Annotated in this window: 16 protein-coding genes and 1 pseudogene; 16 read left to right on the top strand and 1 reads right to left on the bottom strand. The window is 70.7% G+C overall.

What is annotated here, in order from left to right; all coding sequences use genetic code 11:
* Positions 1-213: pseudogene (locus RM609_RS15925) on the top strand (NAD-dependent malic enzyme); the annotation flags it as partial.
* Positions 214-501: 288 nt separating this feature from the next.
* Positions 502-783 (top strand): HU family DNA-binding protein, encoded by a 282-nt coding sequence (locus tag RM609_RS15920; RefSeq protein WP_071961969.1) that lies wholly within the window; start codon positions 502-504, stop codon positions 781-783.
* 259 nt (positions 784-1,042) lie between these two features.
* Here the strand turns inward: RM609_RS15920 and murA are convergent, their stop codons facing one another.
* Positions 1,043-2,386, bottom strand: a complete 1,344-nt coding sequence (gene murA / locus RM609_RS15915; protein ID WP_311611432.1) for a UDP-N-acetylglucosamine 1-carboxyvinyltransferase — start codon at positions 2,384-2,386, stop codon at positions 1,043-1,045.
* Positions 2,387-2,732: 346 nt separating this feature from the next.
* Between murA and RM609_RS15910 the strand changes: the two genes are divergently transcribed.
* The 14 genes from RM609_RS15910 (at position 2,733) to RM609_RS15845 (ending at position 19,811) form a co-directional block, all read left to right on the top strand.
* Positions 2,733-3,365 (top strand): YqgE/AlgH family protein, encoded by a 633-nt coding sequence (locus tag RM609_RS15910; protein WP_311611430.1) that lies wholly within the window; start codon positions 2,733-2,735, stop codon positions 3,363-3,365.
* Positions 3,366-3,395: 30 nt separating this feature from the next.
* A complete protein-coding gene (locus RM609_RS15905; protein WP_071961972.1) occupies positions 3,396-3,695 on the top strand; it encodes a DUF3039 domain-containing protein in 300 nt (99 codons plus the stop codon).
* A 204-nt stretch (positions 3,696-3,899) separates the two neighbouring features.
* Positions 3,900-5,201: an extracellular solute-binding protein gene (locus tag RM609_RS15900; protein ID WP_311611428.1), complete on the top strand. Its 1,302-nt coding sequence runs from the start codon at positions 3,900-3,902 to the stop codon at positions 5,199-5,201.
* Positions 5,201-6,109 carry a carbohydrate ABC transporter permease gene (locus RM609_RS15895; RefSeq protein WP_311611426.1) on the top strand — a complete coding sequence of 303 codons (909 nt, stop codon included), beginning with the start codon at positions 5,201-5,203 and terminating at the stop codon, positions 6,107-6,109. Before RM609_RS15900 ends, RM609_RS15895 begins: the two co-directional genes overlap by 1 nt.
* On the top strand, positions 6,106-6,993 hold the full coding sequence (locus RM609_RS15890; protein ID WP_311611425.1) for a carbohydrate ABC transporter permease: 888 nt from the start codon (positions 6,106-6,108) through the stop codon (positions 6,991-6,993). The genes RM609_RS15895 and RM609_RS15890 overlap by 4 nt, the downstream gene beginning before the upstream one ends.
* A 3-nt stretch (positions 6,994-6,996) precedes the next feature.
* A complete protein-coding gene (locus tag RM609_RS15885) occupies positions 6,997-8,658 on the top strand; it encodes a beta-N-acetylhexosaminidase (protein ID WP_311611423.1) in 1,662 nt (553 codons plus the stop codon).
* Between the two features lie 306 nt (positions 8,659-8,964).
* On the top strand, positions 8,965-9,897 hold the full coding sequence (locus RM609_RS15880) for an FAD binding domain-containing protein (RefSeq protein WP_311611421.1): 933 nt from the start codon (positions 8,965-8,967) through the stop codon (positions 9,895-9,897).
* Positions 9,894-11,759: a 2Fe-2S iron-sulfur cluster-binding protein gene (locus RM609_RS15875; RefSeq protein ID WP_311611419.1), complete on the top strand. Its 1,866-nt coding sequence runs from the start codon at positions 9,894-9,896 to the stop codon at positions 11,757-11,759. Before RM609_RS15880 ends, RM609_RS15875 begins: the two co-directional genes overlap by 4 nt.
* A 5-nt stretch (positions 11,760-11,764) precedes the next feature.
* Entirely contained in the window at positions 11,765-14,128 is a 2,364-nt protein-coding gene (locus RM609_RS15870) for a xanthine dehydrogenase family protein molybdopterin-binding subunit (RefSeq protein ID WP_438828450.1), read from the top strand.
* 129 nt (positions 14,129-14,257) lie between these two features.
* Entirely contained in the window at positions 14,258-14,716 is a 459-nt protein-coding gene (locus RM609_RS15865; RefSeq protein WP_311611416.1) for a DUF2563 family protein, read from the top strand.
* A gap of 1,653 nt (positions 14,717-16,369) precedes the next feature.
* Complete coding sequence (gene mycP / locus RM609_RS15860; protein ID WP_311611414.1) at positions 16,370-17,605, top strand: type VII secretion-associated serine protease mycosin; 1,236 nt, start codon at positions 16,370-16,372, stop codon at positions 17,603-17,605.
* Between the two features lie 145 nt (positions 17,606-17,750).
* A complete protein-coding gene (locus tag RM609_RS15855; protein ID WP_311611412.1) occupies positions 17,751-18,074 on the top strand; it encodes a type VII secretion target in 324 nt (107 codons plus the stop codon).
* A gap of 4 nt (positions 18,075-18,078) precedes the next feature.
* On the top strand, positions 18,079-19,374 hold the full coding sequence (locus tag RM609_RS15850; protein ID WP_311611411.1) for an amidase domain-containing protein: 1,296 nt from the start codon (positions 18,079-18,081) through the stop codon (positions 19,372-19,374).
* Positions 19,374-19,811, top strand: coding sequence for a hypothetical protein (locus RM609_RS15845; RefSeq protein WP_311611409.1), 438 nt, complete (start codon positions 19,374-19,376; stop codon positions 19,809-19,811). Before RM609_RS15850 ends, RM609_RS15845 begins: the two co-directional genes overlap by 1 nt.
* Positions 19,812-19,824: the final 13 nt, after the last annotated feature.

The raw sequence follows: 19,824 nt of genomic DNA, 5'->3' as shown, positions 1-19,824 counted from the left end.
GGCCTGCTCGACGCTCAGTCCCGCACCGTCAACACCGACATGATGCTCGCCGCCGCCCGCGCCCTCGCCGACGTCGTCGCCGAAGACGAACTCAACGCCAACTACATCATCCCCAGCGTCTTCAACGACAAGGTCGCCGGGGCCGTCGCGGGTGCCGTCCGGGATGCCGCCAAGGCCGCCGGGGCCGCTGTGACAGGCACCACGACGGTCTGACGCACGGCGCGTCGAGTGGCGCGACGCCGCTGGGCCCCCCATAAGGTGTCGGGCAGACATCCGGCCGCAGAAATGCGGCCACATCCGAGGCTGTGGCAGCTGGCCGTGGCGCTTTCCGTGTGACTCTCCAGGGTGCCGGATTGGCTTTCCCGCCACTGGTGGGGGCAGGATGCGTAACCGGGCGCGAGGGTCTGGCAAACGGACCCGGGTCCGGGGACTGTCCGAGGGCCCTGGCAGCATCGGCTTCGATCTCACGCCTCATTGGCAAGAAGAACACGGGAGTACAACATGAACCGCAGTGAGCTGGTGGCCGCTCTGGCCGACCGCGCCGAGGTGACCCGCAAGGACGCCGACGCCGTTCTGGCCGCGCTCGCCGAGACCGTCGGCGAGATCGTCGCCAAGGGCGACGAGAAGGTCACCATCCCCGGCTTCCTGACCTTCGAGCGCACCCACCGTGCCGCTCGGACCGCGCGCAACCCGCAGACGGGCGAGCCGATCCAGATCGCTGCCGGTTACAGCGTGAAGGTCTCCGCGGGCTCCAAGCTCAAGGAAGCCGCGAAGGGCAAGTAAGCCTTCAGCTCGAAGGGCGGCCACCCCACGGGGTGGCCGCCCTTTTGGCGTATCCGGGGAGTCTGCCCCGCCGCGTTGCCGCGTAAACGGCCCGTGTACGGCCCGTAAAGCCCCTAACGCCTCGTCAGGGTGCCCGAGCCCCACCCACGGTCGTTCAGGCGCCCTGACGGCCCGGCAGGCGAGTCCGGCCCGCAAACGCCGGACGGGGCCGACCGTGTGGTCGGCCCCGTCCGGGGGTTCGAGGGGAGCGGGGCTGGGGTCAGCCCTGCGCGGCAGGCGCCGGCATCTCCACGTTCGCGCCCAGATCCTTCAGCTTCTGCATGAAGTTCTCGTAGCCACGGTTGATCAGGTCGATGCCGTGCACCCGGGACGTGCCCTCCGCGGCCAGCGCCGCGATCAGGTACGAGAAGCCGCCGCGCAGGTCGGGCACGACCATGTCGGCGCCCTGGAGCTTCGTCGGGCCGGAGACGACGGCCGAGTGGAGGAAGTTGCGCTGGCCGAAGCGGCAGGCGGAGCCGCCCAGGCACTCGCGGTAGAGCTGGATGTGCGCGCCCATCTGGTTGAGCGCGGAGGTGAAGCCCAGGCGGGACTCGTAGACCGTCTCGTGGACGATCGACAGGCCGCTCGCCTGCGTCAGGGCCACGACCAGCGGCTGCTGCCAGTCCGTCTGGAAGCCGGGGTGGACGTCCGTCTCCAGCGCTATGGCGTTGAGCGAGCCGCCCGGGTGCCAGAAGCGGATGCCCTCGTCGTCGATCTCGAAGGCGCCGCCGACCTTGCGGTAGGTGTTGAGGAAGGTCATCATCGACCGCTGCTGGGCGCCGCGGACGTAGATGTTGCCCCTGGTGGCCAGCGCCGCGGACGCCCAGGAGGCCGCCTCCAGGCGGTCGGACAGCGCGCGGTGGTTGTAGCCGCCGAGCTTGTCGACACCGGTGATCCGGATCGTCCGGTCGGTGTCCATGGCGATGATCGCGCCCATCTTCTGCAAGACGCAGATGAGGTCCTCGATCTCCGGCTCCACGGCCGCGTTGGACAGCTCCGTGACGCCCTCCGCCAGGACGGCGGTGAGCAGGACCTGCTCGGTGGCGCCGACCGACGGGTAGGGCAGGCGGATCTTGCAGCCGCGCAGCCGCTGCGGGGCCTCCAGGTACTGGCCGCCCTCGCGCTTCTCGATCGTCGCGCCGAACTGGCGCAGCACCTCGAAGTGGAAGTCGATCGGCCGGCCGCCGATGTCGCAGCCGCCCAGGCCCGGGATGAAGGCGTGGCCGAGGCGGTGCAGCAGCGGGCCGCAGAGCAGGATCGGGATGCGCGAGGAGCCGGCGTGCGCGTCGATGTCCGCGACGTTGGCGCTCTCCACGTACGTCGGGTCGAGGACCAGCTCGCCGGGCTCGTCGCCGGGGCGGACGGTCACACCGTGCAGCTGGAGCAGACCGCGCACGACGCGGACGTCACGGATGTCGGGCACGTTGCGCAGCCGGCTGGGACCGTGCCCGAGCAGGGCGGCGACCATGGCCTTCGGCACGAGATTCTTCGCGCCTCGGACGCGGATCTCTCCCTCGAGCGGGGTTCCGCCGTGGACAAGCAGGACATCGTCAGGGCCGGTCATGGATCTCGCGTTCCTGGAGTTGGGCAGGGGGCAAGAAGAAAGGGTAATGCGACCGGGGGGCCGTTCTGGTGCGCTGAGGGCCCGGAAAGCACGTCATGGGTTTGTCACAACACTCTGTGTTTATGGAATGGTCGCTACCGGTTATCACCGGGGTGCCGCCAGGTCGTCCCGCGGCGGCCCCGAGAGCCCGGCATCACGCCTCAGGCGGCCGTTTCGGCGCTTTCCGTGGCCGCCAGGTCGCTTTCGGTCACTTGCGCGGGCGCTGCTCTCGTACGCCCCCTGCCCGCCCCGGGCAGGGGTACTCGTCCACTCCCCTCAAAGGGCCGAAATGCGGGATCATGTGCCCATGACCGAGGTGTCCTCGCTCACAGGGCGACTGCTTGTCGCGACACCCGCGCTGTCCGACCCCAATTTCGACCGCGCGGTGGTGCTGCTGCTCGATCACGACGAGGACGGCTCCCTCGGTGTGGTCCTGAACCGCCCGACCCCGGTCGGCGTCGGGGACGTCCTCGAGCCCTGGGCCGCGCTGGCCGGGGAGCCCGGAGTGGTCTTCCAGGGCGGCCCGGTCTCCCTGGACTCGGCGCTGGGTGTGGCGGTGGTGCCGGGAGAGGCCCGGGAGCACGACGGTCCGTCCCCGGCCGGGGACGGCGCCGGTACGGGCCCGCTGCCGTCGGCCGCCATGGGGGATCCCGTCGGCTGGCGCAGGGTGCACGGGGCGATCGGCCTGGTCGACCTGGAGGCCCCGCCCGAGCTGTTGGCCAGGGCCCTGGGCTCGCTGCGCATCTTCGCCGGGTACTCCGGCTGGGGGCCCGGGCAGCTGGAGAAGGAGCTGGCCGAGGGCGCCTGGTACGTGGTGGAGTCGGAGCCCGGCGACGTGTCGTCCCCGGACCCCGCGCGGCTGTGGCGGGCCGTACTGCGGCGTCAGCGCAGCGAGCTGGCGATGGTCGCCACCTATCCGGACGACCCGAGCCTCAACTGACCCGGGCCGGCCCCAGTACTCTTGGAGACCATGAGCACTCTTGAGCCCGAGCGCGGGGCAGGTACCGGCACCCTCGTAGAGCCGACGCCGCAGGTGTCGCACGGCGACGGCGACCACGAGCGCTACGCCCATTACGTCCAGAAGGACAAGATCATGGAGAGCGCGCTCTCCGGCTCCCCGGTCGTCGCCCTGTGCGGCAAGGTCTGGGTGCCCGGGCGCGACCCCAAGAAGTACCCGGTCTGTCCGATGTGCAAGGAGATCTTCGACGGCATGGGCGCCGGCGGGGACGACAAGGGCGGCAAGGGCGGCAAGGGCGGCGACAAGAAGTAGCCCCGCTTCTTCAGCCCCGCTCCTTCACTCTCGGGTTCGCTGACGGCTCCCAGGGCGCGTGATCGCGCTCTGGGAGCCGTTCGCTTTTGTCGGCTTGCTTCTGCCGGCTTGGCTCTTGCCGGGGCGCTGTCACCCGCTTAGCCTCCTCTCAGTTGTGCGCTGCGAAACGTCCATTGCGTATGTTGCAACGCTCCGGGGGGCCTCATGGCGTGGCGAACGCTCGTCCTGGTCGTGGTGGGGGCGGTGCTGTGTGCCGCCGGCGCCTGCGCGCCCCGTACGACGGCCGGCGGCCCGGGCGGGGACCGCGCGACCGGCACCCTGCGGGTCTGGCTCTTCCGCGAGGTCGACAACGGGCCCAAGGCGGCGGTCGTCGACGAGGCCGTCGCCGCCTTCGAGAAGACCCACCGCGGGGTGCGGGCCGAAGTCACCTACATCCCCGTCGAGACCCGGGCGCAGCGGATCAAGGCCGCCTTCAACGACCCGCGGAGCGCCCCCGACGTCGTCGAGTACGGCAACACGGACACGGCCGGGTACGTCCGGGACGGCGGCCTGGCCGATCTCACCGCCGACCTGGCGGCCTGGGACGACGCCCGCGCCCTCGACCCGGCCGCGAAACGGTCCGTGACCGTGGACGGCAAGCTCTACGGCGCGCCGCTGTTCGTGGGCGTCCGGGCCCTGTACTACCGCACCGACGTCTTCCGGAGCTTAGGGCTCCGGCCCCCGGCCACCCTGGACGAACTGGCCGCGACCGCCCGCCGCGTCCACGCGGCCCGGCCGGAGCTGTACGGGCTCGCGGTGGGCGGCGCGTACACCTACGCCGCGCTGCCCTTCGTCTGGGCGCACGGCGGGGACGTCGCGAAGCGGAAAGGACGGTCGTACGAGGCCACCGTCGCCGACCCCGCCGCCAGGCAGGGCATCGCGGCCTATACGAGCCTGTTCGGCGACGACAACTGCCCCGCGAGCCGGTGCGCCCGGATGACCGGCAACGACACCGTCCAGGCCTTCGCGTCAGGGAAGGCGGCCATGGCCGTCGCCGGTGACTTCAGCCATCAGGCCATGGAGAACGGCAAGGTCAAGGGCGCGTACGCGGTCGTACCGCTGCCCGGCACCCAGGAGGGGCGGATCGCCCCGGCCTTCGCGGGCGGGAACAACCTGGGGGTGCTCAGAAGCAGCTCCCATCGCACCCTCGCCGTGGACCTGCTGAAGACCCTGGCCGGCAAGCGCACCCAGGCCCGGCTCTTCGACGCGATGGGTTTCCTGCCGGCCTTCTCCGACACCCGGGCGGAGGCCGCACGGAAGCGGCCCTTCGTCGAACCGTTCGTGCGGACGCTGGCGGCGGGCGCGCGGACCGTACCGGTGACCCCGGCCTGGGCCGCCATCGACGCCGGGCAGGTGCTGCCGACCCTGCTCCAGGAGGTCGTGAGCGGACGCGGGGACGTGGACGCGGCGACGGCCGGGGCGGCGCGGAAGATGAACGACGCCTTCCGGAAGAACGGAGTCCGGTGATGAGGGGGACGGACCCGCGCACACGCGGCATCCCATGGCTGTACCTCGCCCCGGCACTCGTCGTCCTCGGCGGGCTCCTCGTCCACCCCGTCTACGAGCTGGGCCTGATCTCCTTCCTCGAATACACCCAGGCGCAGGTCAGCGGGGGAGAACCCACGAGCTTCCAGGGCCTGGACAACTACCGCGCGCTGTTCGCCGACGGCCAGTTCCGCCAGGTCCTCCTGACGACCGTCGTCTTCGCGGCCGCCTGTGTCGTCGCCACCCTGGCCGTCGGCTGCGCGCTCGCGGTGCTGCTGACGCGGATCCGGGCCCTGCCCCGGCTGGCGCTGACGCTCGCCGCGCTGGGGGCCTGGGCCACGCCCGCGATCACGGGCTCCACCGTGTGGGTCTTCCTGTTCGACCCCGACTTCGGACCGGTCGACAAGGCGCTCTCCCGGCTCGGGCTGAGCGGATTCGACGGCTACGCGTGGACCTACGACCGGTACAGCGCCTTCGCGCTCGTCCTGCTGGAGGTCGTCTGGTGCTCGTTCCCCTTCGTCATGGTGACCGTCTACGCGGGCATTCGGGCGATTCCGGGGGAGGTGCTGGAGGCGGCGGCGCTGGACGGGGCCTCGCAGTGGCGGATCTGGCGGGACGTCATGGCGCCCATGCTGCGCCCGGTGCTGGTCGTCGTCACGATCCAGTCGGTCATCTGGGATTTCAAGATCTTCACGCAGATCTATGTGATGACGAACGGCGGTGGTATCGCCGGACAGAATCTGACGCTGAATGTCTACGCCTATCAGAAGGCGTTCGCCTCCTCGCAGTACGGGCTCGGTTCGGCGATCGGCGTGGTGATGCTGCTGATCCTGCTGGCGGTGACGCTCGGATACCTACGGCTGCTGAGACGACAAGGGGAGGAGATATGAAGCGGTTTCGCCGGTCGCTTCGCCCCCGGCACCGGCACCGGCCTCGGCCCCGGCTCGTCGCGGAATCGGTGGCGTTGCTGTGCGCGGCGGTGGTGGCCTTTCCGCTCTACTGGATGGTGCTCTCGGCCTTCAAACCGGAAGGAGAAGTGCTGTCGGAGGACGCCCGGCCGTGGACCGCCCACCCCACCCTGGACGCCTTCCGGCGGGTCTTCGGACAGCAGGACTTCGGCCGCTACCTGGCCAACAGCCTGCTGGTCGCCGTCGTCGTGGTCGTCGCCTCCGCGCTGATCGCCTTTCTGGCGGCCGTGGCGGTCACCCGATTCCGCTTCCGCTTCCGGACGACGCTGCTCGTCATGTTCCTCGTCGCGCAGATGGTGCCGGTCGAGGCCCTGGCGATTCCGCTCTTCTTCCTGATGCGGGACCTGGGCGACGTGACCGGGCTGCCCGGCGTCGGGCTCAATACGCTGGGCTCGCTGATCCTCCCGCACCTCGCCTTCTCCCTCCCTTTCGCGATCTGGATGCTGCGCGGCTTCGTCCGGGCGGTGCCGGAGACGCTGGAGGAGGCGGCGTATCTCGACGGGGCGAGCCGGGCCCGTTTCCTGTGGCGGATCCTCTTTCCGCTGGTCTTCCCGGGACTGGTGGCGACGAGCGTCTTCTCCTTCATCTCGACATGGAACGACTTCCTCCTCGCCAAGTCCTTCATCATCAGCGCCACCGAGAACTCGACGCTTCCGATGGCACTGCTGGTCTTCTTCAAGGACGAGGGCAACGACTGGGGCGGCATCATGGCGGCGTCGACCGTGATGACGATTCCGGTGCTCGTCTTCTTCGTACTCGTACAGCGCGGGCTCGTATCGGGTCTGGGCGGAGCGGTGAAGGACTGAACCATGGACGATCTCGACCCTGATCTCGACCTCGATCTCGACCTGATCCCGGCCCCGGTGTCCGTCCGCGAGGTGCCGCCCCCGGGCCGGTACGTCCTCGACGAGGAGACGCTCGTCGAGGCGCGCCCCGGCACCGAGGGCGTCGCGCGCTGGCTGCGCGCGACCGTCGGCGCGGCGACGGGGCTGCCGCTGGCCCCGGGCGGCGACGCCGACAATCGCATCGTGCTCGCCGTCGATCCGGCGCTCGGGCGGCGGCTCGGCCCCGAGGGCTACCGCGTCGTGGTGGACGGCTACGCCGTACGCGTCGACGGGGGCAGCAGCGCCGGTGTCTTCTGGGGCGCCCAGACCCTGCGTCAGCTGCTGGGCCCGGAGGCGTTCCGGCGTGCGCCGGTGACCGGCCGTCGCGAGTGGACGCTACCGATGGCCGCCATCGAGGACACCCCCCGCTTCGCCTGGCGCGGCGTCCTCCTCGACGTCGCCCGGCACTTCCTCCCCAAGGACGGCGTCCTCCGCTACCTCGACCTGCTCGCCGCCCACAAGCTCAACGTCCTCCACCTCCACCTGACGGACGACCAGGGCTGGCGCATGGAGATCCACCGCTACCCGGAGCTGACCCGGACCGGTGCCTGGCGCGCCCGCACCAAACTCGGCCACCGGGCCTCACCGCTGTGGGACGAACGCCCGCACGGCGGCTACTACACCCAGGACGACCTCCGCGAGATCGTCGCGTACGCCGCCGAGCGGCACATCACCGTCGTCCCCGAGATCGACCTGCCCGGCCACTCGCAGGCCGCCATCGCCGCGTACCCCGAACTGGGCAACACCGACGTCGTCGACACCACCACCCTCACCGTCTGGGACACCTGGGGCATCAGCCCCCACATCCTCGCCCCCACCGACCACACCCTCGCCTTCTACGAGCACGTCCTCACCGAGGTCCTCGACGTCTTCCCCTCCCCCTTCGTCCACATCGGCGGCGACGAGTGCCCCAAGGACCAGTGGAAGGCGTCCCCGGCGGCGCGGGCGCGGATGGCGGCGGAGGGGCTGGCGGACGAGGACGAGCTCCAGAGCTGGTTCATCCGGCACTTCGACCGCTGGCTCGCGGAACGCGGCCGGCGGTTGGTGGGTTGGGACGAGATCCTGGAGGGGGGCCTGGCGCCGGGCGCCACCGTCTCGTCCTGGCGGGGATACGCGGGCGGCATCGCCGCCGCCCGGGCCGGCCATGACGTCGTGATGTGTCCCGAACAGCAGGTCTACCTCGACCACCGCCAGGCGCCCGGCGCCGACGAGCCCGTCTCCATCGGCTACGTCCGCACCCTGGAGGACGTCTACCGCTTCGACCCGGTGCCGGCGGAGCTGACGGAGGCCGAGGCCGCCCGCGTCCTCGGCGCCCAGGCCAACCTCTGGACCGAGGTGATGGAGGACCAGCGGCGCCTCGACTACCAGGCGTTCCCCCGCCTGGCCGCCTTCGCCGAGACCGTGTGGTCCCCGCTGCCCGCCCCCGCCGCCCGCGACTACGCCGCCTTCGAACGCCGTATGGCCGTCCACTACGCCCGGCTCGACGCCCTCGGCGTCGACTACCGCCCGCCCGGCGGGCCGCACCCCTGGCAGCGCCGGCCCGGAGTGCTCGGACGTCCGATCGAGGGCGCGCCCCCGATCGTGTGAGCCGCGCCGGAAGCTGACGAACCGTGCGGCGGCCCCTGGCACGGTGGTCCTCCACACACTGCCGTAAGTCGTACAAGGGCCGCACAAGAGTCAGCAAGCACCGCAATACGCTGGCAAAGCGCCCACACTGGTGAGAGTCTCCCAACCCGGACTTTCTCCCTGGGCGGGTACGCGACCACGGCTTGCGGACCCTCGCGACAGCGGAACCGGAAGATGTGCCAAAGTTTCCACGTCCGGGCCGACAGCACGTACCGTACGGCGAGGGCCCGACGGAACAGCCGGGACCACCGGGAAGGGGCACCTGGGTTGACCACGCACGCACCGCAGGCGGCGCACACGGTGACGTTGCCGGGCTCGCTGGACGAGGCCGTGGCGGCGCTGGCCGCCATGCCCACGGCCGTGCCCGTCGCCGGCGGCACCGATCTCATGGCGGCAGTCAACTCCGGGCTGCTGCGCCCCGCGGGACTCGTCGGCCTCGGCCGCATCAGCGAGATCCGGGGCTGGCAGTACCAGGACGGCGCCGCCCTGCTCGGCGCGGGCCTCACCCACGCCCGCATGGGCCGCCCGGACTTCGCCGCCCTCATGCCGGCGCTCGCCGCCGCCGCCCGCGCCGCCGGGCCGCCCCAGATCCGCAACGCCGGCACCCTCGGCGGCAACATCGCCTCCGCGCAGCCGACCGGCGACACCCTGCCCGTGCTGGCCGCCCTGGAGGCCTCGCTCGTCATCGCCGGTCCCGGCGGCACGCGCCGTGAGATCCCCATCGGCCGCCTGCTGGCCGGGCTCGACATGCTGCGCCCCGGCGAGCTGATCGGCTACGTGCGCGTACCGCTGCTGCACGCCCCCCAGACCTTCCTCAAAGCCACCGGCCGCATGGGCCCCGGCCGCGCCATCGCCTCGGTCGCCGTCGTCCTCGACCCGGCGCGGCGCAGCGTGCGCTGCGCGGTGGGCGCGGTGGCGCCGATGCCGCTGCGGCCCTTCGACGCCGAACGCTGGGTGTCCTCGATCGTCGACTGGGACGGCGAGCGCACGCTCGCGCCGGACGCCCTCGCCGCCTTCGGCGACTATGTCGCGGCCGCGTGCATCCCCGATCCGGTCCCCGTGCCGAACCCGTTGTCCCCCCATGACTCTCACGCCCCTCATGACGGAGCCGAGCCCGGTACCCTGCCGCCGGCCGTGCTGCATCTCCGTCGTACGGTGGCGACCCTGGCCCGCCGAGCACTGGGGAGGGCACTCGCGTGAGTGACGACCAGCAGCGACACACCCATGCCCCCGCGCCCGGCGCGGGCGGCTGGCAGCCGATCCCGCAGGGGGCGGGCCTGGAGGCGGACGGCACGACCTTCCTCCAGCTCCCGCCCGAGCTCCTGGCCCAGACCGGCCCCGGGACCGGCGCGGGATGGAGCCCCCTGGCGGCGCCCGGCACGGGCTACGCGCCCCCGGTCGTGGACTCCTGGCAGCAGCCGCAGCACCAGCACCCGCAGCACCTGCAGCACCAGCATCCGGAGGCTGCGCCCGCACCCGCGCCCGTTCAGCAGCACGTGCCGCAGGTGCCGGCGCAGCAGCACTGGGACTCGTACGAGCAGCGTGCCGCCGGCTCCTACGATCACCACCAGCCCGCGGCCGCGTCGTACGACCAGCACGTGCCGGACGCGCATGCGCTGGTGCCTGAGCAGCATGTTCCGGACCAGCACGTTCCGGACCAGCACGTTCCAGGCGCGGACGACGGCGGTGCCGCCGATCCGCACGCCACCGCGCAGTGGCAGGTGTCCTTCGCGGCGGACGACACCGGGAGCGGCGCGGCTGTCCCCGGTGTTGCCGCCGTCGCCGAGCCCGAGGGTCCGGAGCCGCTGAACCACCCGGGGCCCGGGGCCACGGGGCAGTGGTCCGTCCCGGCCGCCGGGGACGACTCGGTGGAGGAGTCGGGAGAGTACGCGCTGCGCGATTCCGCCGCGCGGCAGTGGTCCGTACCGGCAGCGCGGGACGCGTCCGCCGGGTACGGAACGGGAGTTGCCGACGTCGCCGTCGACGATCGTACGGTCACCGATGCGGGCGATAATCCGACCGGCGAGTGGACGGCTGCGGCCGAGCCCGCCGTGACCGGTGAGGCGACTGAGACGGTTGAGGCCGAGATCGAAGCCGAGGCCAAGGCGGAGGATCTCGTCTCCGCCGAAGGCGCGCACGACGCAGAGGCACAGCCGGCACAGGAACCCGAAACGGACCGGACCGACGGCCACGACCGGGCCGAGCCCGAAGCCCAGGGACAGGGCCAGGTCCAGGGACAGGACGACCTCCCGGCTCCCGACCACCCGCAGCCGTACGCCCTCAATGAGCACCCCTGCGCCTCGTACGTCCTGCGCGTCAACGGCACCGACCGTCCCGTGACCGACGCGTGGATCGGCGAGTCCCTGCTGTACGTCCTGCGCGAGCGCCTCGGTCTCGCGGGCGCCAAGGACGGCTGCTCGCAGGGGGAGTGCGGCGCGTGCTCCGTCCAGGTGGACGGCCGGCTGGTCGCGTCCTGCCTCGTGCCGGCGGCGACGAGCGCGGGCGCGGAGATCCGTACGGTCGAGGGCCTCGCGGCGCACGGACAGCCGTCCGACGTCCAGCGGGCGCTCGCCCAGTGCGGCGCCGTGCAGTGCGGCTTCTGCGTACCCGGTCTCGCGATGACCGTGCACGACCTGCTCGAGGGCAACCACGCCCCGACCGAGCTGGAGACCCGGCAGGCCATCTGCGGCAACCTCTGCCGCTGCTCCGGCTACCGGGGGGTGCTCGAAGCGGTGCGCCAGGTCGCCGACGAGCGCGCCGAGGCTGCCGCCCTGGAAGAGGAGGCGGCGGCGGAGGCGGACGCGGCGACGCACGAGGAGCAGGCCCGGATCGAGGCCCAGGCCCTTCAGGCCCCGGACCCGATGGGCATCCCGCACCAGCAGCCCGGCCCGTACGGCGACGGCGCGTACGCCCAGGGCCCGTACGGGACGGGCGCGTACGACGACGGCTCGTACGACACGGGCTCTTACGGGGGCGGCCCCTACGGTGACGGCGGCTCCTACGGTGACGGCCCGTACGGGGACGGCGGCGCCGGCAGTGGCTTTGGAAAGGCAACGGCATGACGGGAATGGGCGGGATGACCGGTACGGGCGGAATGGCGGGCGGCACGGGCGCGGGCGACATCCCGGCGTCCGTCATCACTGCCACCGTCGTACCGCCCGCCACTCCCGAGGAGCCTCTCCTCGGCATCGGCGTCTCCCTGCCCTCCGTCGACGCGACCGCCAAGGCCCAGGGCACGTTCCCCTACGCGGCGGACCTGTGGGCCGAGGGCCTGCTGTGGGCCGCCGTGCTGCGCTCGCCGCACCCCCACGCCCGTATCGTCTCCGTCGACACCTCGGCCGCCGCGACGATGCCGGGCGTCCGAGCCGTCGTCACCCACGCCGACGTACCGGGCGAGACCATGTACGGCCGGGGCGTCGCCGACCGGCCGGTCTTCGCCTCCGACCTGGTCCGGCACCACGGCGAGCCGATCGCCGCCGTCGCCGCCGACCACCCGGACACGGCCCGGCTCGCCGCCGCGGCCATCGTGGTGGAGTACGAGCCGCTCGACCCGGTCACCGACCCCGAGCAGGCGTTCGCCGCCGAGCCGCTGCACCCCGACGGCAATCTGGTCCGCCACATCCCGCTGCGCTTCGGCGATCCGGAAGCGGTCGGCGAGGTCGTGGTCGAGGGCCTGTACCGGATCGGCCGCCAGGACCCCGCCCCCATCGGCGCCGAGGCCGCGCTGGCCGTGCCGCGCCCCGACGGCGGCGTCGAGATCTACACCGCCTCCACCGACCCGCACGCCGACCGCGACCTCGTCGCCGCCTGCCTCGGCCTGGACCACGACCGCGTCAAGGTCGTCGTCACGGGCGTCCCCGGCGCCATGGGCGACCGCGAGGACCCGGGCGTCCAGCTCGCCCTGGCACTGCTCGCCCTGCGCACGGGCCACCCGGTGAAACTGGTGGCGACGCGCGAGGAGTCCTTCCTCAGCCACCCCCACCGCCACCCCACCCTGCTGCGCTACCGCCACCACGCGGACGCCGAGGGCAAGCTGGTCAAGGTCGAGGCCCAGGTCCTGATGGACGGCGGCGCCTACGCCGACTCCTCCTCGGACGCGCTGGCGGCGGCCGTGGCCTTCGCCTGCGGCCCGTACGTCGTCCCCCACGCCTTCGTGGAGGGCTGGGTCGTCCGCACCAACAACCCGCCCTCCGGGCACGTCCGCGGCGAGGGCGCCATGCAGGTGTGTGCCGCGTACGAGGGCCAGATGGACAAGCTCGCGGCGCAGCTCGGCCTGGACCCGGCGGAACTTCGCATGCGCAACGTGATGGCCACGGGCGACGTCCTGCCCACCGGCCAGACCGTCACCTGCCCGGCCCCCGTCGCCGAACTCCTGCGCGCCGTCCGCGACTACCCGCTGCCGGGCCTGCCGAAGGACGACCCCGACGGCTCCGAGGACGACTGGCTCCTGCCCGGCGGCCCCGACGGCGCGGGCGACCCGGGCGCGGTGCGCCGGGGCGTCGGCTACGGCGTGGGCATGGTCCACATGCTGGGCGCGGAGGGCGCCGACGAGGTGTCCACGGCCACGGTGAAGGTCTCCGGCTCGGTGGCCACGGTCATCTGCGCCGCCGTGGAGACCGGCCAGGGCTTCGCCACGCTGGCGCGGCAGATCGTCCAGGACGTGCTGGGCATCGAGGAGGTCCACGTCGCCCCGGTCGACACCGACCAGCCGCCCTGCGGCCCGGCCGCGCACGGCCGCCACACCTGGGTCTCGGGCGGCGCGGTGGAACGCGCGGCGAGAATGGTCCGCACGCAGCTCCTGCAGCCCCTGGCCCACCAGTTCGGTATGTCGACGGAGCTGCTGACCATCGCCGACGGCAAGATCACGTCGTACGACGGCGTCCTGAGCACGACGGTGGCCGAGGCCCTCGACGGCAAGGAACTCTGGGCCACCGCCCAGTGCCGCCCCCACCCGACGGAGCCCCTGGACGAATCCGGCCAGGGCGACGCCTTCGTCGGCATGGCCTTCTGCGCGGTACGGGCCGTGGTGGACGTGGACGTCGAACTGGGCTCGGTCCGCGTGGTCGAGCTGGCACTGGCCCAGGACGTGGGCCGCGTCCTGAACCCGGCACAGGCGAGGGCCCGCCTCGAAGCGGGCGTCATCCAGGGCGTGGGCGCCGCGCTGACGGAGAACCTCCGCACCAACGCCGGCCAGGTCCGCCGCCCCGACCTGATGTCGTACGCCCTCCCGACGGCACTGGACGCGCCGGACATCCACATCGTCAAACTCGTCGAGGAACGCGACGTCGTGGCCCCCTTCGGCGCGAAGGCGATCAGCGCGGCCCCGGTCGTCGCCTCCCCGGCGGCAGTAGCCGGCGCGGTCCGCGCGGCCACAGGCCGCCCGGTCAACCGCCTCCCGATCAGGCCCCAGACGGCGGCGGTTGTTTCCTGAGCCTGAGTAGGTGTACTCAGGCGAGTGTCGGTGCCTGTCAGTAGTCTTAAGGCTCTTGTGTTCCATGCGCATGGAACTGATGGAACCGATGGAACTGACGGGGATGACACGAGGGGTGGGGCGGGGACCGTGGGCGCGGGCGACGGGGCGATGCGGGCAGGGCTGGAGTCGCTGGAGTCCTTCAAGGGCAGGGTCGATGAACTCCTGACCTACCTCCAGGGTTCGGCGGCCGCTCCGCACCATATGGCGGACAACCACTTGGTACCCGCTCAGCTGGGCGTGGGCTTCGCGGAGGTCGACTCCCTCTACAGCGCGTACAACGAGGTCCACGCGCAACTGAAGGCGCTGTCCCAGCTCCTGAGCGACCAGATCGAGGCCCTGGGCACGGCGGTCCACGCCGCCAAGATCGGCTACGCGAACGTCGACGCGGACCTCCGCGACCGCATGTGGGCGATCCAGGCCCGGACGAGAGAGCTGTACGTACCGTCCCACGACCCGAACCCCAACCCGGCCCCGGGCGCCACACCCGCGCCTGCGCCCGCGCCCGCGCCCCGGCCGCAGGGCGGCAGCGACGAAGGACGGATCTGATGACGACGCCGACGAACCCGATGCCTTCGCCCCAGCCCCCTACGACCCCATCCCCTTTGATCCGGCAGCCCAGCAGCGGCCTGATCACGACATCGGACTTCGAGTCGATGTCGCACGAGCAACTGCGCGCCATGATCGAGCAGGCGGACCCGGCGGGTACCCAGAACCTGGGCGTCAAGCTCATGGTCGCGGCCGTCGCCATGAAACAGCTCGGCGAGGACCTCAAGGCCGACATGCCCAAGGTCGACTGGGAGGGCCAGGGCGGCGACGCCTTCCGCGAATGGGGCGCCGACATGGCCAACGCGACGCTCCGCCTGAGCGACTACAGCCACCGCACGGGCTCATGGATGATCGAGGCAGCGCAGACCCTGTCCCTGGTCAAATCCTCGATGCCGGAGGTCTCGGCAGACTCGAAGACCGTCCTTGCCGCGTTCCGAAGCGCCAACCCTGGGCAGGTGGGCGCCGTCGCACCGCCCGGGCTCTCGGGCCAGGGCAGCGGCTTGTCGGGTGGTGCTGCTACTTCCGGTCCTTCGCAGGCCCAGGCATACGCGGCCCAACGACAACTGGACGCGGACCGCGCGGAGGCTGCCCAGCTGATGCGGAGGCTGGCGCAGTCCTATTCGTGGTCGGCGCATCAGATGTCGACGACGGAGCGGCCTACGTTTCGGCCGGTTGACCCGCGACTCATGCCTACGGGGCGCGAGGAGATGGAGTACATCCCCGCGCCGGGTGCCAGTCAGCAGGGCCCCCGAGGCGGAACAAGCGGTCCATCGGCTTCCCCGGCCGGTGGCCGAGCTGGCCAGACGGGCGTTTATAGAGGCTCTCTCCCCCGAGCGAGCGGCCAGGGCGCATTCGCCACGTCGCTTCCTGAACGTCATGGTGTGCCCCTGCCAACCGAGAGCATCGGCACTGCGATCGACGGCCTCGCCCCGTCACCGACGCACGCTTCCACTCTGCCCACTAGGCAGGCGGAAGGCTCAACAGGCGGCGGTACGACTGGCACCCCGTCGCCTCTGTCAAGCGTTGTCATGCCACCTGCGACGGAGGCAGCGGCGAGAGCTGTGGGATCGGCTCGAGGCGGCCGCACATCTCTGCCGACTCGCTCATCTCTGCCTGTGGGGCCGGGGACGGGCGTCGCAAAGCCAAGCCTTGCTGTACCGCGGGTTTCCGACCCTGGCGTTGTCGGTGGTCGTCCTGCTGTCACAGGAATGGACCGTCCGGGCGGGCAGATCCCGCGAGGCGCCATTGGCGCGGAAGACCACGGGCAGGGCCAAGGGCGCATTTCCACGGGCACCGGACCTGCCTTTGGGGGTGCTGCCGGACAAAGCGGCAACAGAACGGGCATGGTCGGCGGGCGTCGATTGGCCACTGAACCTGGCGGGGTAATCGGAGGGGCCCCTGTTCGGCGCCCCGGTGCTGCCGTGGACTTCACTCCGGGCGGTACGGGCCTGGTCCGTAGCCGTCCTGCGGTGGAAGGCAGCTCGTCAGGACAAGGCGGTGCACGAGGGCAGGGTTTCCCCGTTCCCGGCACCACAGGAGGGTCTCCGTCACGGCGCGGGCAAGGCGGGCAGCGCCCCGGCTACCTGGTCGAAGACGAGGAGACCTGGGCACAGAGCAATCGGCGTGTCGTACCGCCCGTCATCGACTGATTCCATGGCGAGGCAGGAGAAAAAGATGCGCCGAAACTGGCTCCCGTATATGGGCGGGTGGCGAAGCGCCGGGTGCACGGCTGTTGCGCTCTACGCCCTTGCTACCTCCGTAGCGCCTGCCAACGCGGACACCATTCGCTCCCAGCAGTGGTACCTGGATGCGATGCATGCAGAGGAAATATGGAGGACCAGTACTGGTGCCGGCGTGACCGTAGCGGTGATTGACAGCGGTGTCGACGGGAGCCTGCCCGACCTGCATGGTCAAGTGCTCCCCGGCAAAGACTTTTCGGGAATCGAAGAAGAAACGCCACCGGACTATGAGGGCCATGGAACCGGAATGGCTGTACTCATTGCGGGGACGGGTAAGAGCAACGGTGGCCAAGGGTCATTCGGTCTGGCTCCGGGGGCAAAGATCTTGCCGCTGAGAGTGGCCAACGACAAGGCTCCGAGGACAAAGTTGCTCGCCGGAGCCACCGTGTACAGGGCCGTCCGGTATGCCGCCGACTCCGATGCCAAGATTATTAACATCTCCATGGGGATGCCAGCGGGAGACCCTGAGGGTGCGAAGGATATCGAATACGCCCTCTCCAAGGGGAAGATAATCTTTGCTTCCGCGGGGAACAGGGGCGACAAAGGCAACGATGTCGAATATCCGGCAGCGTACCCAGGCGTCGTCGGTGTGGCTGCGGTAGATCAGGAAATCAAGGCGCCTTCGTGGTCACGCCATGGGCCGGAGGTGGACCTCGCGGCACCTGGCGACAACATGGTGACGGCGTGCCTCGGGGGCACAGGGGTCTGTCGCGGGAAGGGCACCAGCGCTGCCACCGCCCTAACCTCCGCCTCGGCCGCCCTCCTCTGGTCCGCCCACCCCGACTGGACCGCCAACCAGGTCCTCCGCGTCCTCATCAACACCGCCGGCGGCCCCAAGAGCGGCGAGAAGCGCAGCGACTCCATCGGCTACGGCGTGGTCCGCCCCCGTGTCGCCCTCCAGACCCCCGGCGACCCCGGCCCCGCCGACGTCAGCCCCCTCCCCGAGCTCGCGGCAGCGAAGTCCCCTGCCCCCGGCACCGCGAGCAGCGACGAGGACGCGGCGCACCGGCAAGCAGCCGAGCCGAAGAAGGACGGCAGCAGCCTGCTCTCCCAGCGCAACGTACTAGCCGTGGGCGTTGCCGCAGCGGTAATCCTCGCCTCCGGCGCCTCCGTCCTGCTCAAACGCCGCCGCAGGACGCAGCCCAAGTAGACGGTCCCGGCTTCAGACACCCACCTATCTGCTCGGCCGGACAGACGGCATGGCCACCGCGACCGTAACCGGCCACCCAACCTGCCTGAGCTGCTGCCATTTCTCGATGCCGACTAGGCTGCTCGCGTCTCTCAGGGGGAAGTCGATGGATATAAATATCAAGACGGACTACGTGCGGCAGGGAGCCGGCGGGGCTCATGCGGCGGCCGATACCGCCCTGGACAACCTCCGCCGATCTCTCGATTCAAGCGACACGGCCGCCGACGGTCACCACGGGTGGACCTCCGCCGCAGCCCTGAAGCAATGCGCCACCGCCTGGGAGAACCACATGGTCGACCTGGCCAAGCAGATGACCACCATGGCGGAGAACCTCCATGGTTCGGCCAACGCCTACGACACCACCGACCTGCAGGCGAAGGACGGCTTCTCCCGTCTCCAGCACGGGCTCTCGGAATTCGGGAGGAACTGATCCGGTGGTCTCGTATCACGACCTCTACAGCTGCCGCGTCGAGCAGTGGAAGAAGGCGGCCGACGACTGGGTCGCCCTCTCCCGGCGTTCCGAATCCGCCGCCGAGGACATCCGTGCGCAGGGCAAGAAGCCGCTCGACGAGCACTGGGCAGACGCCACAGGCAAGAAGGCGGGCAAGCGCCTGGAGGACATCGCCAACCGTCTGGAGGCCGGCGGCGACATCACCAAGGGCGTGGCCATGGTGCTGGACGGCCTGGCGTACTCCATGGAATGGGCCCAGCGCACACTGTTCCACGCGACCGAGCTCGCGAACGAGTACGGGCTCCGCATCCAGGACGGCCGTGCTGTCGGCGCTTATACCGGCGCCGCCCCCACGGGCCCCAACGTTCCACAGGACGTGCGCGACGCCTACGCGAAGGAGTCGGCGCACATATCCGAGATCGACGGCCTGATAGAAGAATCGTTGCGTCAGGCCGCGCAGGCCGACGAGAAAGCATCCGCGGAGCTGGCCAAGCTGGCGAAGGCCGTCGACGTGGCCAACACCAGCAAGGCACACAACGAGCTCGAGGTCGACGCCTCCCACGTGGAGTTCGACATCCTCAGGGGGAGCATTCCGGTCGGCAAGGACTCCCACCTTGTCCGCGCCTGGTGGGACGGTCTGACCTCGGAGCAGCAGAAGGCCCTGATGAGGGCTGATCCCGTGACTCTCGCCGACCTCAAAGGCTTGCCCCCGGGGGTCGGTCAGGAGCTGCGGGGGGCCGACGGGAAGATTGACCGGGTCGAGATGGTGCGGTACGCGCTGGACCATTGGGACAAGAAGGATGATCTCGCATTCAAGAATAATTGTGCCAATTTTGTATCGTCTGCCCTTGAAGCGGGCGGTATGCAGAGGAAGTTCGGCTCCTGGGCGGGCCCCATGGGCGACAACACCTGGGGCCGGGAGAGCGGCATCGGAGTGCCCTACCTCGACCAGCGGGCCTACCACTCGCGCTCCTGGGCCCTGGCCAAAGAGCTACAGAAGTTTCTGGTGCGCAATGGAGGTGAGGAGGTTCCGCGGTCGGAAGCGCGCCCTGGCGACATCATCTTCTATGAGCAAGTGGCTCCTGGAGCCGGTGAGCCCCAGGGCGAGACGTACCACGCTGCCCTCGTCACCTCGGTATCGCCCGATGGCGACATCAAATTGAGCCAGCACACGAGCTCGTGGCAGAACGTCAGCCTGGATAGCCGAGTGCATATCGCCACCAGGAACGACGGCGAGCAACGTATTCGCTTCGTCCGCCCCCATCCGAATTGGTACTAATGGCTACTTCGTCTTCCTCGGCTACCTCCAACCACACCACAGAGAAGCGCCCGATCGCGTTCGGGACGCTGATTGCCGCACTGTGGGTGCCGCTCGCGACCGTCATCGGCGTGGTCACGTCCTGGCAGGTTCAAGAGATCGATCGCGACTGGGTCGAACGGCAACAGGCGGCATGTCGGCACATGCCTTTACCGACGATGGAACATGTCGCTGCGTGGGCAGGACCGGTCCTCGGCATCTCGGCAGTGGTGGTTTGCGTACTGCTCGCCAAACGAATCCGCCGGCTGCACGGCGTACCGCTGTGGGGGACGAAGCGTGGGCTCGTGGCCTACATCGGCGTGTGGCCGGGTGTACTGACGATTCCACTGGAGCTGTTCCTGTTGTACGCCACATACTCGCCCGTCGACTCCGGTCCGATCCTGGGCGATTGCGGATAGTGCCCCAGCAGTC

This window comes from Streptomyces hesseae, assembly GCF_031845785.1.
Taxonomy (GTDB): Bacteria; Actinomycetota; Actinomycetes; order Streptomycetales; family Streptomycetaceae; genus Streptomyces; species Streptomyces hesseae.
Note: the sequence above shows the minus strand (reverse complement) of the source record. Positions and strands in the feature narration are given on the sequence as shown.